This is a genomic window from Paraburkholderia sp. MM5496-R1 (assembly GCF_050436205.1).
Lineage (GTDB): Bacteria > Pseudomonadota > Gammaproteobacteria > Burkholderiales > Burkholderiaceae > Paraburkholderia > Paraburkholderia tuberum.
In genome coordinates this window covers 2,935,969-2,949,504 of sequence record NZ_JBNDLT010000002.1, presented here as the reverse complement: position 1 = coordinate 2,949,504, position 13,536 = coordinate 2,935,969, and the positions used below count along the sequence as shown (strand labels likewise).

The following is a 13,536-nucleotide window of genomic DNA, read 5'->3' as shown; positions in this document are numbered from 1 at the left end:
AATGCGGCTGGTCTATCAGTTACTGTCTCTCATCGTCAAATCGTATCGCACAAGTGCCCTGTCCGACGAACTAGTCGTAAGAATGCGACGAACGATTCTCATTCGGCGTATAACAACAATGCCGCTTGAATTTTCGCCAACGGTTCCGCGACATCGATAACATCGAGACTGATGTAGTGCCGATGAAGCACATCTCCGCGTTTTGGCGCATGTCCAAGTATCCGTCGCAAAACGGCATCTCCGATCATCAACCGTGCGCCCACGGTGGCAAGGAGTTTTCGCAGGTCGTGCAGCGTGAACGATGGGGCACCAGCACGCTCTGCCATCTCGGTCACGTGATCGGCTGACAACCCGTCAAACAAACCTTCGTCCGGTTTCAGCCCTGTGCACCGTCGCTCCAAGATTTCGCGCATGTGCAAGGTAATTGGCAGCGAGTGCGGCTTCTTTCCCTTGGTTTCTGGAATCGTGAGCGTGTTACACGCCCAATCAACATCTCGGCACTGAATCGCTCGTGCTTCGTTCTTCCGCAAGCCGGTGAGTGCGACCAGCCGCAGGTAGTCCACTTGCATTTCTGGTAATTGCCCGACCGATTTCCACCAACCGGCAAGATCACGTTCATTTAGCTTTCGAATGCGCGGCGCAGGCCGGCTCGGCATCAACCCGGCAACGCTCAGACGGGCGAAGGGGTTATCAAGCTTGACGCCGTGAACCGCCGCAAGGAACTTGATGATCGAGCCGACAATCCCGCGCCCCAAATCAACTATCGCTGCTCCCTTCGTCTGGGCGAACTGATAGCAGTAATCGCTGAAGGCAGGTTCCTTCATGGCTGAAACCGATCTGTCAAGCCAATCGGCGAAATGAGTTCTGAGAACCGATTCGTATCGCGCCAAGCTGGACGGCTTCACCTTTTTCGCCTTCGCGTATTCCGCCAGAACCTGTCGAAGCGTCGGCAACTTCGGCTGGACGGGCGCGACAGCGTAATCACCAGATCGACATCGCCGCAGGATCGGAAGTGCCAGTTCTCTCGCTTCATCTACTGAGATTAGCGGCCAACGGCCAAGCGTTACGCGCACCTGTCGGCCCCGAACGCTGGTCGCGACGACAAAGCTGTGACTTCTCCGTCCCACTTTGAGACAAAGCCCGGACAAAGTCCGGTCCCGCAACATGGTTCCAGCCCGTCCCGGCCCACGGCCAATCAGGGCGTCCGAAAGGGTTACAATTGCCATTTTTCGAGTACAAAACAAGGACAAAATCGTGGCTAAAACGCCCAATTCGTCCCGTTCTGTCTCGTCCCCTGAATTCACGCTTCGGCTGTCCCTTTCCGGTTCCAAGCAACCGACGCAAGACATACACAACAGCCGCAAGTCATTGATGTAAAAAAGGATTCCCATGAGCCTCAAATGCGGCATCGTCGGCCTGCCCAACGTCGGCAAGTCCACCCTGTTCAACGCGCTGACCAAGGCGGGCATTGCCGCCGAAAACTATCCGTTCTGCACGATCGAGCCGAACGTCGGCATCGTCGAGGTGCCGGACGCGCGGCTGAAGGCGCTCGCCGAAATCGTCAAGCCGGAGCGCATCCTGCCGGCCGTGGTCGAGTTCGTCGACATCGCCGGTCTGGTGGCCGGCGCGAGCAAGGGCGAGGGCCTCGGCAACCAGTTCCTCGCGAACATCCGCGAAACCGACGCGATCACGCACGTTGTACGCTGCTTCGAAGACGACAACGTGATTCACGTCGCGAACAAGATCGATCCGCTGTCGGACATCGAGGTGATCAACACCGAGCTCGCGCTTGCCGACCTCGCCACCGTCGAGAAGGCGCTCGCGCGCTATTCCAAGGCGGCCAAGTCGGGTAACGACAAGGAAGCCGCGAAGAACGCGGCGGTGCTGGAGAAGGTCCGCGCGCAGCTCGACCAGGCGAAGCCGGTCCGCGCGCTCGATCTGACCGATGAAGAAAAGGCTACCCTCAAGCCGTTCTGCCTGATCACCGCCAAGCCGACGATGTACGTCGCCAACGTGAAGGAAAACGGCTTCGAGAACAACCCGCACCTGGACGCGATCACGAAGTTCGCGGCTGCTGAAGGCGCGCCGGTCGTGGCCGTGTGCGCGGCAGTCGAAGCGGAAATCGCCGACCTCGACGAAGCCGACATGGAAGTCTTCCTCGCCGACATGGGCATGCATGAGCCGGGCTTGAACCGCGTGATCCGCGCGGGCTTCAAGCTGCTCGGCCTGCAGACCTACTTCACGGCCGGCGTGAAGGAAGTGCGCGCGTGGACGATCCACGTCGGTGATACGGCGCCGAAGGCGGCCGGCGCGATCCACACCGACTTCGAGCGCGGCTTCATTCGCGCGCAGACGATCAGCTTCGACGACTACATCACCTACAAGGGTGAACAAGGCGCGAAGGAAGCCGGCAAGATGCGCGCGGAAGGCAAGGAGTACGTCGTGCATGATGGCGACGTGATGAAGTTTTTGTTCAACGTGTAAGCGCGAAGCAGCGCAAACTGCGCTGCGCGATTAAGGCCCGCGAACCCTCAGGGGTGGCGGGCTTTTTTGTTTGCGCGCTACGACTTCCGCAACGCGTCGAGACAACGGGCCTTGATGTGCGGATTTGCAGTCGTGACCGCCGAAACAGCGTGCAACGCTTTGGCCTTGTAGTTTTTCGGCGCATCGTCAATAAACGGAATGCCGCACACACGCGATACCGCGAGAATGTGACTGTCGCCTTCGACAGGGTCTACGACCTTCAGCACAGCTGTGGGATTTCTCGGCAACGCATAGGCAAGAGCGATTCCCAAACCTTCCGCGTTCGCGCCGTCGGCCCCTATGGCCAGGCTACCCGGATGACTCTAGCTGTCGCCATGCATGAAGAAGGCGTCCCTGCCGAAAGTGTGCGTTCCCGGATTAGGCGTCAATGGCATGCCGAAAGCTCCGACATGATGGGAATGCCTTGGCGACCCAATCGTGTACGAACCTTCAGGTATCGGCCCGACCGATCGGACGTGTTGCATGAGGCGATTGCTTTTGCCCGCGCCGTGGCCCGAGTTGCATCACCCGTGATCTTTCCGAATAGATTCCCGTTTATTTCCTTTCCGTGACAGCCAATGCTAAATTTCGGCTTCCGGCGCGCCGACGCCGGAATGTCATCGAACACAACTAGAATCGCGCGATTCGCGTCCGCGCCCCTTCCGAACCGGAGACAAATCGATGAATTACAAGCCGCTGTTCCGCTCACTTTCCGTCGCCGCTGTATTGAGCATCGGCGTCAGCCAGGCGGCTCACGCCGCGACCGAAATCCAGTTCTGGCACGCCATGGAAGCCGCACTGGGTGAACGTCTGAACGACATCGCGAACGACTTCAACAAATCGCAAAACGACTACAAGATCGTGCCCGTGTTCAAGGGCACCTACGACCAGACCCTCGCCGCCGGCATCGCCGCCTATCGCAGCGGCAATGCGCCGGCCATCCTGCAGGTCTACGAAGTCGGCACCGCGACGATGATGCAGGCGAAGAAAGCCATCGTCCCGGTCACGCAGGTATTCAAGGACGCGGGCCTGCCGCTCGATCAGAAAGCCTTCGTGCCGACCATCGCGAGCTATTACAGCGACTCGAAAACCGGCGAACTGATCTCGATGCCGTTCAACAGCTCGACGCCGGTGCTGTACTACAACAAGGATGCGTTCAAGAAGGCTGGCCTCGATCCCAACCAGCCGCCGAAGACCTGGGCCGAGTTGCACACCGATGCGCAGAAGCTGAAGGCCTCGGGCATGTCGTGCGGCTACTCGTCGGGCTGGCAAAGCTGGATTCAGCTCGAGAACTACAGCGCGTGGCATGCGGCGCCGTTCGCGTCGCGTAACAACGGCTTCGACGGCATGGACGCGCAGCTCGAATTCAACAAGCCGCTGCAGGTCGCGCACATCCAGTTCCTGCAGAACATGGCGAAGGACGGCACGTTCACCTATGTCGGCCGCAAGGACGAACCGGTGTCGAAGTTCTATAGCGGCGACTGCGGCATCATCACGAACTCGTCAGGCTCGCTCGCGACGATCAAGAAATACGCGAAGTTCAACTTCGGCACCGGCATGATGCCGTACGACGACAGCGTGAAGGGCGCGCCGCAGAACGCGATCATCGGCGGGGCGAGCCTGTGGGTGCTGTCGGGCAAGGACCCGGCCGTCTACAAGGGCGTCGCGAAGTTCCTCGCCTATCTGGCCACGGCGCCAGTCGCCGCGAAGTGGCATCAGGACACGGGCTATCTGCCGATCACGACCGCCGCGTATGACCTGACGCGCCAGCAGGGCTTCTACGACAAGAACCCCGGCAGCGACACCGCGATCCGCCAGATGCTGAACAAGCCGCCGCTGCCGTTCACGAAGGGCCTGCGTCTGGGCAACATGCCGCAGATCCGCACCGTGATCGACGAAGAACTCGAGCAGGTGTGGGCGGACAAGAAGACGCCGCAACAGGCGCTCGACTCGTCCGTCGCGCGCGGCGACGACCTGCTGCGCCGCTTCGAAAAGGCCAGCAACTAAGCATCGCCTGCAGGCAGGGTTCCGGCGCTCCCGCGCGGGAACCCGTCGTTGCAGCACACTCTGGACATTCCGATGGAAAAGCGCTCCTACTTCGGCACCAGCGCGCTGCCCTACCTGCTCGTCGCGCCGCAACTGCTCATCACGCTCGTGTTCTTCCTCTGGCCGGCGGGCGTCGCGCTCTGGCAATCGACGCAAACCCAGGACGCGTTCGGTACGTCGAGCGCGTTCGTCGGACTCGCGAACTTCAAACAGCTGTTCGCCGACCCGCTGTATCTGGCGTCGTTCAACACGACGATCGTGTTCTGCACGCTCGTCACCGTGTCGGGCCTCGTGATCTCGCTGTTGCTCGCGGTCTGCGCGGATCGCGTAACGCGCGGCGCGAAGGCCTATCAAACGCTGCTGATCTGGCCGTACGCGGTCGCGCCCGCGATCGCCGCGGTGCTGTGGTCGTTCCTGTTCAACCCGAGCATCGGCCTCGTCACGTATGCGCTCGCGAAACACGGCATCGTGTGGAATCACGCGCTGAACCCCGGTCAGGCGATGTTCCTCGTCGTGCTCGCGTCGGTCTGGCAGCAGATCAGCTATAACTTCCTGTTCTTCTATGCGGGCCTGCAGGCGATTCCGCGCTCGCTGATCGAAGCGGCCGCGATCGACGGCGCCGGTCCGGTGCGCCGCTTCTTCGGCATCGCCCTGCCGCTGCTGTCGCCGACCACGTTCTTTCTGCTGGTGATCAACATCACCTACGCGTTCTTCGACACCTTTCCCGTGATCGACGCGGCGACCGGAGGCGGCCCCGGCCAGGCCACCCGCACGCTGATCTACAAGATTTTCGCCGAAGGCTTCCAGGGGCTCGACATCGGCAGTTCGGGCGCGCAGTCGGTCGTGCTGATGATCATCGTCGTGGCACTGACCGTCGTGCAATTCCGCTTCATCGAACGCAGGGTTCAATACTCATGATCGAGAACCGACGCGGTTTCGACCTGTTCTGTCACGCGGTGCTGATCATCGGCGTCGTGCTGGTGGTGTTTCCGGTGTACGTCGCGTTCTGCGCGGCGACGATGAGCGAGCACGAGGTGTTCACGGTGCCGCTGTCGCTCGTGCCGAGCACGCATCTGTTCGAGAACATCGTCACGATCTGGACGCAGGGCACCGGCAACGCCGCGGCGCCGTTCAATCGCATGCTGGTCAACAGCCTCGTGATGGCGCTCGTCATCGCGATCGGCAAGATCGCCGTGTCGATGATCTCCGCGTACGCGATCGTCTACTTCCGCTTTCCCTTTCGCACGCTCGCGTTCTGGCTGATCTTCATCACGCTGATGCTGCCGGTCGAAGTGCGGATTTTCCCGACCGTGCAGGTGGTGTCGTCGATGCATCTGAGCAATACGTACACCGGTTTGACGCTGCCGCTGATCGCGTCGGCGACCGCGACGTTCCTGTTCCGCCAGTTCTTCAAGACGCTGCCGGACGAGCTGATGGAAGCCGCGCGCATCGACGGCGCGGGCGCGCTGCGCTTCTTCTGGGACGTCGTGCTGCCGCTGTCTCGGACCACGATGGCGGCGCTCTTCGTGATCACGTTCATCTACGGCTGGAACCAGTATCTGTGGCCGATCCTGATCACCAGCCAGCAGTCGCTGATCACCGCGGTGATCGGCATCAAGGGGATGATCGCCTCGGGCGATACCGCGACCGAATGGCATCTGGTGATGACGGCCACGCTGCTCGCGATGCTGCCCCCGCTCGCCGTCGTGCTGACGATGCAGCGCTGGTTCGTGCGCGGCCTCGTGGATTCGGAAAAATGATCCGGTATGGCGGACTGCGACAAGCACTCAAAATCAAAGGCTAGAACGGCATGGCTGCACTGACTCTGCAAAGCGTTAAGAAAACCTACGACGGCAAACAGTTCGTGTTGCACGGCATCGACGTCGACGTCGCCGACGGCGAATTCGTCGTCATGGTCGGGCCGTCCGGCTGCGGCAAATCGACCTTGCTGCGAATGGTCGCCGGGCTCGAGCGCATCTCCGACGGCAGCATTTCGATCGCCGGCAAGCTCGTCAACGAACTGGAGCCGAAGGATCGCAACATCGCGATGGTGTTCCAGAACTACGCGCTGTATCCGCATATGAGCGTGGCCGAGAACATGGGTTACGCGCTGAAGATCGCGGGCGTCGATCGTGCGCAGATCGCGAAACGCGTCGAAGCCGCCGCGCAGATTCTCGAGCTCGGCGCGCTGCTGCAGCGCAAGCCGCGCGAGTTGTCGGGCGGGCAGCGGCAGCGCGTCGCGATGGGCCGCGCGATCGTGCGCGAGCCGGCGGTGTTTCTGTTCGACGAGCCGCTGTCGAATCTCGACGCGCGTCTGCGCGTGCAGATGCGCCTCGAAATCCAGCGCCTGCATGCGCGCCTCAAGACCACGAGTCTGTACGTCACGCACGATCAGATCGAAGCGATGACGCTGGCGCAGCGCGTGATCGTGATGAACCAGGGCCACGCCGAGCAGATCGGCGCGCCGACCGAAGTCTACGAGCGGCCGGCCACGGTGTTCGTCGCGAGCTTCATCGGCTCGCCGGGGATGAACCTGCTCGAAGGCCGTGTCGCGGACGACGGCTCGACCTTCGACGTTGCGGGCAACGGCCCGAAGCTGCCGCTCGCGGGCGTGCCGTCGATCGGCCGCGAAGTCGCGACAGGCCGCGAGTGGACGCTCGGCATTCGCCCCGAGCATCTGAGCCCGGGCACGGCCAACGCACCGTTCGCGACACTGAGCGTCGATTCTTGCGAAATTCTCGGCGCGGACAATCTCGCGCACGGCCGCTGGGGCAAGCACGATGTGACCGCGCGGCTGCCGCACGCGCATCGTCCCGCGGCCGGCGAGGCGCTGCAGGTCGTGCTGCCCGCGCAGCATCTGCACTTCTTCGATCCGGCGACTGGACGGCGCGCGAACTGAGACGCCCGCGGCGCGCCGCGACGGCGGCCCGCCGCCGGAACCCCCTGCCGCCCGGCCCTCGCCGCGAAGTACAATGCCACCTGAACCACATGCCGCGCGCGGCAGCGTCGTCGAATCCGACGCCGCGCCGGCCGGCGCCGGGTGTTCCGCCCGGCCCTCACACCGATTACCCATTCACCCCCGACTGCCCGCCCGCACGCGGCCGGCGTCGTCAACGTCTACTGCAAGCTAATGGCCCAATACGTTTTCACCATGAACCGGGTCGGCAAAATCGTGCCGCCCAAGCGCCAGATCCTGAAAGACATTTCGCTATCGTTCTTCCCCGGCGCGAAGATCGGCCTGCTCGGCCTGAACGGCTCGGGCAAGTCGACCCTGATCCGCATCATGGCCGGTGTAGACACGGAGATCGAAGGCGAAGCGACACCGATGCCGAACCTGAACATCGGCTATCTGCCGCAGGAGCCGCAACTCGATCCGCAGAAAACCGTGCGTGAAGCGGTCGAGGAAGGCCTCGGCGACGTGTTCAACGCGCAGAAGAAGCTCGACGAAATCTACGCGGCCTACGCGGAGCCGGACGCCGACTTCGACGCGCTGGCCGCCGAGCAGGCGAAGTACGAAGCGATCCTCGCAACGACCGACGGCAGCGCCGAGCAGCAGATCGAAATCGCCGCCGACGCACTGCGCCTGCCGGCATGGGACGCCAAGATCGAGCATCTGTCGGGCGGCGAAAAGCGCCGCGTCGCGCTGTGCAAGCTGCTGCTGCAAAAGCCCGACATGCTGCTGCTCGACGAGCCGACCAACCACCTCGACGCGGAATCGGTCGAATGGCTCGAGCAGTTCCTGACGCGCTTCCCGGGTACCGTGGTCGCCGTCACCCACGATCGCTACTTCCTCGACAACGCCGCCGAGTGGATTCTCGAACTCGACCGCGGTCACGGCATTCCGTGGAAGGGCAACTACAGCAGCTGGCTCGATCAGAAGGAAGAGCGTCTGAAGCAGGAAGAAGCGTCGGAGTCCGCGCGCCAGAAGGCGATCAAGAAAGAACTTGAGTGGGTGCGCCAGAACCCGAAGGGCCGCCAGGCGAAGTCGAAGGCGCGTATCGCGCGCTTCGAGGAGCTGAACAGCCAGGACTACCAGAAGCGCAACGAAACGCAGGAAATCTTCATTCCGGTCGGCGACCGCCTCGGCAATGAAGTGATCGAGTTCAAGAACGTCACCAAGTCGTACGGCGACCGGCTGCTGCTCGATAACGTCAGCTTCAAGATCCCGGCCGGCGCGATCGTCGGCATCATCGGTCCGAACGGCGCCGGCAAATCGACGCTGTTCCGTATGCTGACCGGCCGCGAGCAACCGGATTCGGGCGAAATCGTGCAGGGTCCGACCGTCAAGCTCGCGTACGTGGACCAGAGCCGCGAAGCGCTCGCAGGCACCAAGACCGTGTTCGAGGAAATCTCGGGCGGCGCGGACGTGCTGACGGTCGGCAGGTACGAAACACCATCGCGCGCGTATATCGGCCGCTTCAATTTCAAGGGCGGCGACCAGCAGAAGATCGTCGGCAATCTGTCCGGCGGCGAGCGCGGTCGTCTGCATCTGGCGAAGACGCTGATCGCGGGCGGCAACGTACTGCTGCTCGACGAACCGTCGAACGACCTCGACGTCGAAACGCTGCGCGCGCTCGAAGACGCGCTGCTCGAATTCGCGGGCTCGGTGCTCGTGATTTCGCACGATCGCTGGTTCCTCGATCGCATCGCGACGCATATCCTCGCGTTCGAAGGCGACTCGCAAGTCACGTTCTTCGACGGCAACTACCAGGAATACGAAGCGGACAAGCGCGCGCGTCTCGGCGAGGAAGGCGCGCGGCCGAAGCGCCTGCGCTACAAGCCGATCTCGCGTTAAGAAGCGGGCGGGCGACGGTCCGTCTGGCGCGATGCCGGACGGGCCGCGGGGCATGCGCGTTGCTAATCGTCGCTAGATGGAGGCGCGCGCGTGAAAGTCTCGCGCACGCGACAGACGGTCAACACACCGCCGCGCGACGCGGCGACGAGGAGACAGGCATGGCGATGTCGAAGGGCAGGCGCTGGATCGTCATCGTGGGCGGAACGCTTTTGGCGTTGGTTCTGATCGCGATCGGCGCGCTGCAATTCGCGCAACAGGAAGTCAAGAATCGCGTCAGCGCGGCGCTCGGGCCGCTCGGCAGCGCCGACAGTATCGACGTCGGCCTCACCTCGGTACACCTCACCCACGTCGTGCTAAAAGCGCCGCCTGACTGGCCAGCGGGTGAACCGCTACGCGCCGACGAAATCACGATCACCCCCGACGTGCGCGATCTGATCGCGCGGCGCATGCATATCCGCGAGGTCGTCGTGCGCGGCTTCGACATGGCCGTGTTACGCACGAAGGACGGCTCGCTGAATCTGCTGCCGAACCTGCGCGAATCGCTGAACCGCGGCGATCAGCCGGGCAACGCCGGCACGGCGCCGCCGATCCCGCGCGAAAAGCTGGTCGACCATATCCGCTTCGAACACGGCAACTTCCATTTCTACGACATGACTGTCGGGCCGCCGCCGTTCAAGGTCACGCTCAGCAACGCCAACGCGAGCGTCGACCATCTGCATCTGCCGGCGCTTACCGAACCGACCCATGTCAGCGTTCGCGGCGCGATGAAGGGGCCGGCGCATACGGGCACCGTGACGTTCGACGGCTGGATCAAAATCGCCAGCCGCGATTCGCAGACGACGAGCACGCTGCACGGCGTCGATATTGCGATGCTCGATCCGTATCTGCTGAAGAAGGCCGGCACGCGCGCACAGGTGACGGGCGGCACCGTCGATCTGACGATCGAATCGACGGTGCGGAATTATCATCTCCATGCGCCCGGCACGGTGACAGTCCACAATCTGCAGCTCGCCGAATCCGACAATCCGCTCGAGACGTTCATGTCGATTCCGACCCGCGCCGCCGTCGCGGCGCTGAAGACGCATAACGGCAATATCACGCTGCATTTCGTGCTCGACGGCGATCTGCGCGATCCGAAGTTCTCGGTGCGCGAAGGGATCCTCGCGCGCATCGGCGCGGGGTTTGCGCAGGCGCTCGGGGTCAGCGTCGAAGGCGTCGCGAAGGGTGCGGGCGAGACCGTCAAGGGTCTCGGCAATGCGCTGAAGAATCTGCTGGGGCAGTAGCGGCGGCGGTCAGCTCAAACCGGCAAGCCCAACTCGCGCAGCTTGGCTTCCGTTTGCGCGGCGCTCGTGTGATGCACGCCGTGCCAGCCGAGCGCCTTCGCGGCTTCGGCGTTCTTCGCGTTGTCGTCGATGAAGACGAGTTCGGCCGGCTCGACACCGGGCATTTGCAGTTCGATGCGCCGGCGCATCTCCGCGAAGATCGCCGGGTCGGGCTTCACGAGCTTCACGCGCCCCGACACGACGACGTCGCGAAACCGCCGCAGCACCGGATAATGCTCCCACGCGTACGGAAACGTCTCGGCCGACCAGTTGGTCAGCCCGAAGAGCGGCACCTCGGCCGCTTCGAGCTTTTCCATCAGCGCGATGCCGTCGTCGAGCACACCCGCCACCATCTGGTGCCAGCGCTCATAGAACGCGCGGATCAGCGGTTCGTGATCGGGAAACCGCGCGATCAGCTCGTCGGTGGCTTCGACGATCGGCTGGCCGCCATCCTGGCGGATCACCCAGTCCATCGAGCAGACGTGCGTGAGGAACCAGCGGCGCTCGAGTTCGTCGGGAATCAGCTCGCGGTACAGGTACTCGGGACTCCAGTCGATCAGCACACCGCCGAAATCGAACACCACTGCCTTGATCGCCATGCACCACGCTCCTTTGGAAGGTCGTCGCTACGCTCAGATGGGTTGCGTGCGCAGTTCCAGCCACGCTTTCGCGTCGCCCGATACATGCGGCGCGAGGCGCGCGCGCACCGTCTCGTGATACGCGTTGAGCCACGCGCGCTCGTCGTCGCGCAGCAGCGACAGCTCGATGCAGCGCGCGTCGATCGGGCACAGCGTCAGCGTTTCGAACTTCAGGAAGTCGCCGAATTCGGTTTTTTCCGCGGCCACGTTCAGCACGAGGTTTTCGATTCGCACGCCCCACTTGCCCGGCCGATACAGACCCGGCTCGTTCGACGTGATCATGCCCTCCTCCATCGCGGTCCACGGTTCGGCCGGTGCGTAGTGCGAGATCACCTGCGGGCCTTCGTGCACGTTCAGGAAGTAGCCGACCCCGTGACCGGTGCCGTGGCCATAGTCGGCGCCGGCCTGCCAGATCGGCGCGCGCGCGATCGCGTCGAGCATCGGCGAGCGGATGCCGCGCGGGAATTGCGCGCGTGACAGCGCGATCATGCCTTTCAGCACGACGGTGAAATCGCGGCGCTGTTCGCTGCTCGGCGTGCCGACCGGGACGACGCGTGTAATGTCGGTCGTGCCGCTCAGATACTGGCCGCCCGAATCGATCAGCAGCAGGCCGTTGCCTTCGATCACCGCATGCGACTCCTCGGTCGCGCGATAGTGCGGCATCGCGCCGTTCGCATTGAAGCCCGCGATCGTCGCGAAGCTCAGCGACACGAAGCCGGGACGGCGCGCGCGAGCTGCCGTCAGACGCTCGTCGATCGTCAGCTCGGTGATGCGCTCGCGGCCCAGCGCGCTTTCGAACCACGCGAAGAATTCGGCGAGCGCGGCGCCGTCCTGCTCCATCGTCTCACGCACGTGCGCGGCATCGGCGGCGGTCTTGCACGACTTCATGAAAGTGGACGGATTGACCGCCTCGACCACCTTGACCGACGACGGCACCGCCTGCAGCGAGCCGTACGTGATGCGGCGCGGATCGATCAGCAGTGTGCTGCCGGCTGGCAGCGCAGCAAGCGCGGCGGCGGTTTTCGCGTACGGCTCGACGCTGATGCCGTCGCGCCCGAGCACTTCGGCGAGCGCCGGCGACACCTTGCCGTCGGCGATAAATAGCGACACCCGATCCACGCCGATCAGCGCGTGCGCGACGAACACCGGGTTGTAGCTGACGTCGGCGCCGCGCAGATTCAGCAGCCAGGCGAGGTCGTCGAGCGTCGAGATGAAGTGCCACTGCGCGCCTTTCTCGACCATCGCGCGACGCACCTGCGCAAGCTTGTCCGCACGTGTGACGCCCGCTTGCGGCGCGGCGTGCTCGAAGACGGCGTCGGCGGGCAGCGCCGGGCGCTGCGCCCAGATCGCGTCGAACAGGTCGAGGTCGGTGCGCAATTGCACGCCGCGCGCGTTCAGTGCGGCGCTCAACGCGCGCGCGGCCGCGACGCCCAGCACCGCGCCGTCCACACCGACCGTGCCGCCGCTCGCGACGTTCTGCGCGAGCCATTCGAAATGCGGCGTCGTGAGCTGGCCGCCGGTCATCTTCATCAGCTCGACACCGCTGCCGGCGAGCTGCGCACTTGCCTGCTCCCAGTAGCGGCTGTCGGTCCAGACGCCGGCGAAATCGGCGGTGACGATCAGCGTGCCGGCCGAGCCGGTGAAGCCCGACAGCCACTGGCGGCCTTGCCAGCGCCCTGGCAGATACTCGGACAGATGCGGATCCGCCGACGGCACGAGGTAAGCGGCAATGCCCTCGCGCGCCATCGCGGCGCGCAGGTTCGCGAGGCGCTCGGGAATGGAGGAGGTTTCGGGAAGTCGGGCGTTCATGGAGTTACCTGCAAGGATTCATCGACGGATTGACCGGCGCGTTGATTGACGCGACAAGAGGCCGACCGTCACGGCGACGGCGACGAGCGCGACGGCGGTGCATACCGGCCATTCGAGCATGTCGCCGTCATGGAAGAGACTTGTCACGTTGCCGGCCATCCGCGCGACGCTCGTGCCGAGCACACCGGCCAACAGCGCGGCCCACCAGCGGGCGCGGCTCGCGCGGCGCTGCGGATGCAACCACCAGCCCGCGAGGCCGATCACCGCGCCGAGTACGAGAATGCCTGGCCAACCCATCAGGCGTCGACTCCAGACTGGGCGCTCAAACACGGCAAGATCAATTTCGGATTCGTCTCATAGGCGAAAGGAGCCGCCAACGCTAGCATTTTTGCCTCCTCAACTA

Annotated in this window: 12 protein-coding genes; 7 read left to right on the top strand and 5 right to left on the bottom strand. The window is 63.6% G+C overall.

Annotated elements, in window-relative coordinates; genetic code table 11:
* Positions 1 to 98: 98 nt before the first annotated feature.
* Positions 99 to 1,304, bottom strand: a complete 1,206-nt coding sequence (locus OKW38_RS20645) for a tyrosine-type recombinase/integrase (RefSeq protein ID WP_429362864.1) — start codon at positions 1,302 to 1,304, stop codon at positions 99 to 101.
* An 85-nt stretch (positions 1,305 to 1,389) separates the two neighbouring features.
* On the opposite strand from OKW38_RS20645, the gene ychF reads away from it, so the two are divergent.
* Positions 1,390 to 2,484 carry a redox-regulated ATPase YchF gene (gene ychF / locus OKW38_RS20640; protein WP_429362862.1) on the top strand — a complete coding sequence of 365 codons (1,095 nt, stop codon included), beginning with the start codon at positions 1,390 to 1,392 and terminating at the stop codon, positions 2,482 to 2,484.
* A gap of 77 nt (positions 2,485 to 2,561) precedes the next feature.
* On the opposite strand, the gene OKW38_RS20635 is transcribed toward ychF, so the two are convergent.
* Positions 2,562 to 2,795: a hypothetical protein gene (locus OKW38_RS20635; RefSeq protein ID WP_429362860.1), complete on the bottom strand. Its 234-nt coding sequence runs from the start codon at positions 2,793 to 2,795 to the stop codon at positions 2,562 to 2,564.
* A 409-nt stretch (positions 2,796 to 3,204) separates the two neighbouring features.
* Here OKW38_RS20635 and ugpB point away from each other — a divergent pair, with 409 nt between their 5' ends.
* From ugpB to OKW38_RS20605, 6 genes are all read left to right on the top strand, one after another.
* Positions 3,205 to 4,530, top strand: coding sequence for a sn-glycerol-3-phosphate ABC transporter substrate-binding protein UgpB (gene ugpB / locus OKW38_RS20630; RefSeq protein WP_090802032.1), 1,326 nt, complete (start codon positions 3,205 to 3,207; stop codon positions 4,528 to 4,530).
* A 72-nt stretch (positions 4,531 to 4,602) separates the two neighbouring features.
* On the top strand, positions 4,603 to 5,487 hold the full coding sequence (gene ugpA / locus OKW38_RS20625) for a sn-glycerol-3-phosphate ABC transporter permease UgpA (RefSeq protein ID WP_090802034.1): 885 nt from the start codon (positions 4,603 to 4,605) through the stop codon (positions 5,485 to 5,487).
* Positions 5,484 to 6,329, top strand: coding sequence for a sn-glycerol-3-phosphate ABC transporter permease UgpE (ugpE, locus tag OKW38_RS20620; RefSeq protein ID WP_429362858.1), 846 nt, complete (start codon positions 5,484 to 5,486; stop codon positions 6,327 to 6,329). The genes ugpA and ugpE overlap by 4 nt, the downstream gene beginning before the upstream one ends.
* Before the next feature lie 50 nt (positions 6,330 to 6,379).
* Positions 6,380 to 7,468: a sn-glycerol-3-phosphate import ATP-binding protein UgpC gene (locus tag OKW38_RS20615; protein ID WP_429362857.1), complete on the top strand. Its 1,089-nt coding sequence runs from the start codon at positions 6,380 to 6,382 to the stop codon at positions 7,466 to 7,468.
* 231 nt (positions 7,469 to 7,699) lie between these two features.
* The gene (gene ettA / locus OKW38_RS20610; RefSeq protein WP_429335371.1) at positions 7,700 to 9,364 is read left to right on the top strand and encodes an energy-dependent translational throttle protein EttA; all 1,665 of its coding nucleotides are present in this window, start codon (positions 7,700 to 7,702) and stop codon (positions 9,362 to 9,364) included.
* A gap of 158 nt (positions 9,365 to 9,522) precedes the next feature.
* A complete protein-coding gene (locus OKW38_RS20605) occupies positions 9,523 to 10,647 on the top strand; it encodes a DUF748 domain-containing protein (RefSeq protein WP_429362855.1) in 1,125 nt (374 codons plus the stop codon).
* Between the two features lie 14 nt (positions 10,648 to 10,661).
* On the opposite strand, the gene OKW38_RS20600 is transcribed toward OKW38_RS20605, so the two are convergent.
* From OKW38_RS20600 to OKW38_RS20590, 3 genes are read right to left on the bottom strand one after another with little or no spacing between them, the layout of a single operon-like run.
* Entirely contained in the window at positions 10,662 to 11,285 is a 624-nt protein-coding gene (locus tag OKW38_RS20600) for an HAD family hydrolase (RefSeq protein ID WP_090802041.1), read from the bottom strand.
* A 33-nt stretch (positions 11,286 to 11,318) separates the two neighbouring features.
* Positions 11,319 to 13,133, bottom strand: coding sequence for an aminopeptidase P family protein (locus tag OKW38_RS20595; RefSeq protein ID WP_429362853.1), 1,815 nt, complete (start codon positions 13,131 to 13,133; stop codon positions 11,319 to 11,321).
* Positions 13,134 to 13,151: 18 nt separating this feature from the next.
* Positions 13,152 to 13,430, bottom strand: coding sequence for a hypothetical protein (locus tag OKW38_RS20590; protein WP_429335374.1), 279 nt, complete (start codon positions 13,428 to 13,430; stop codon positions 13,152 to 13,154).
* Between the last annotated feature and the right edge of the window lie 106 nt (positions 13,431 to 13,536).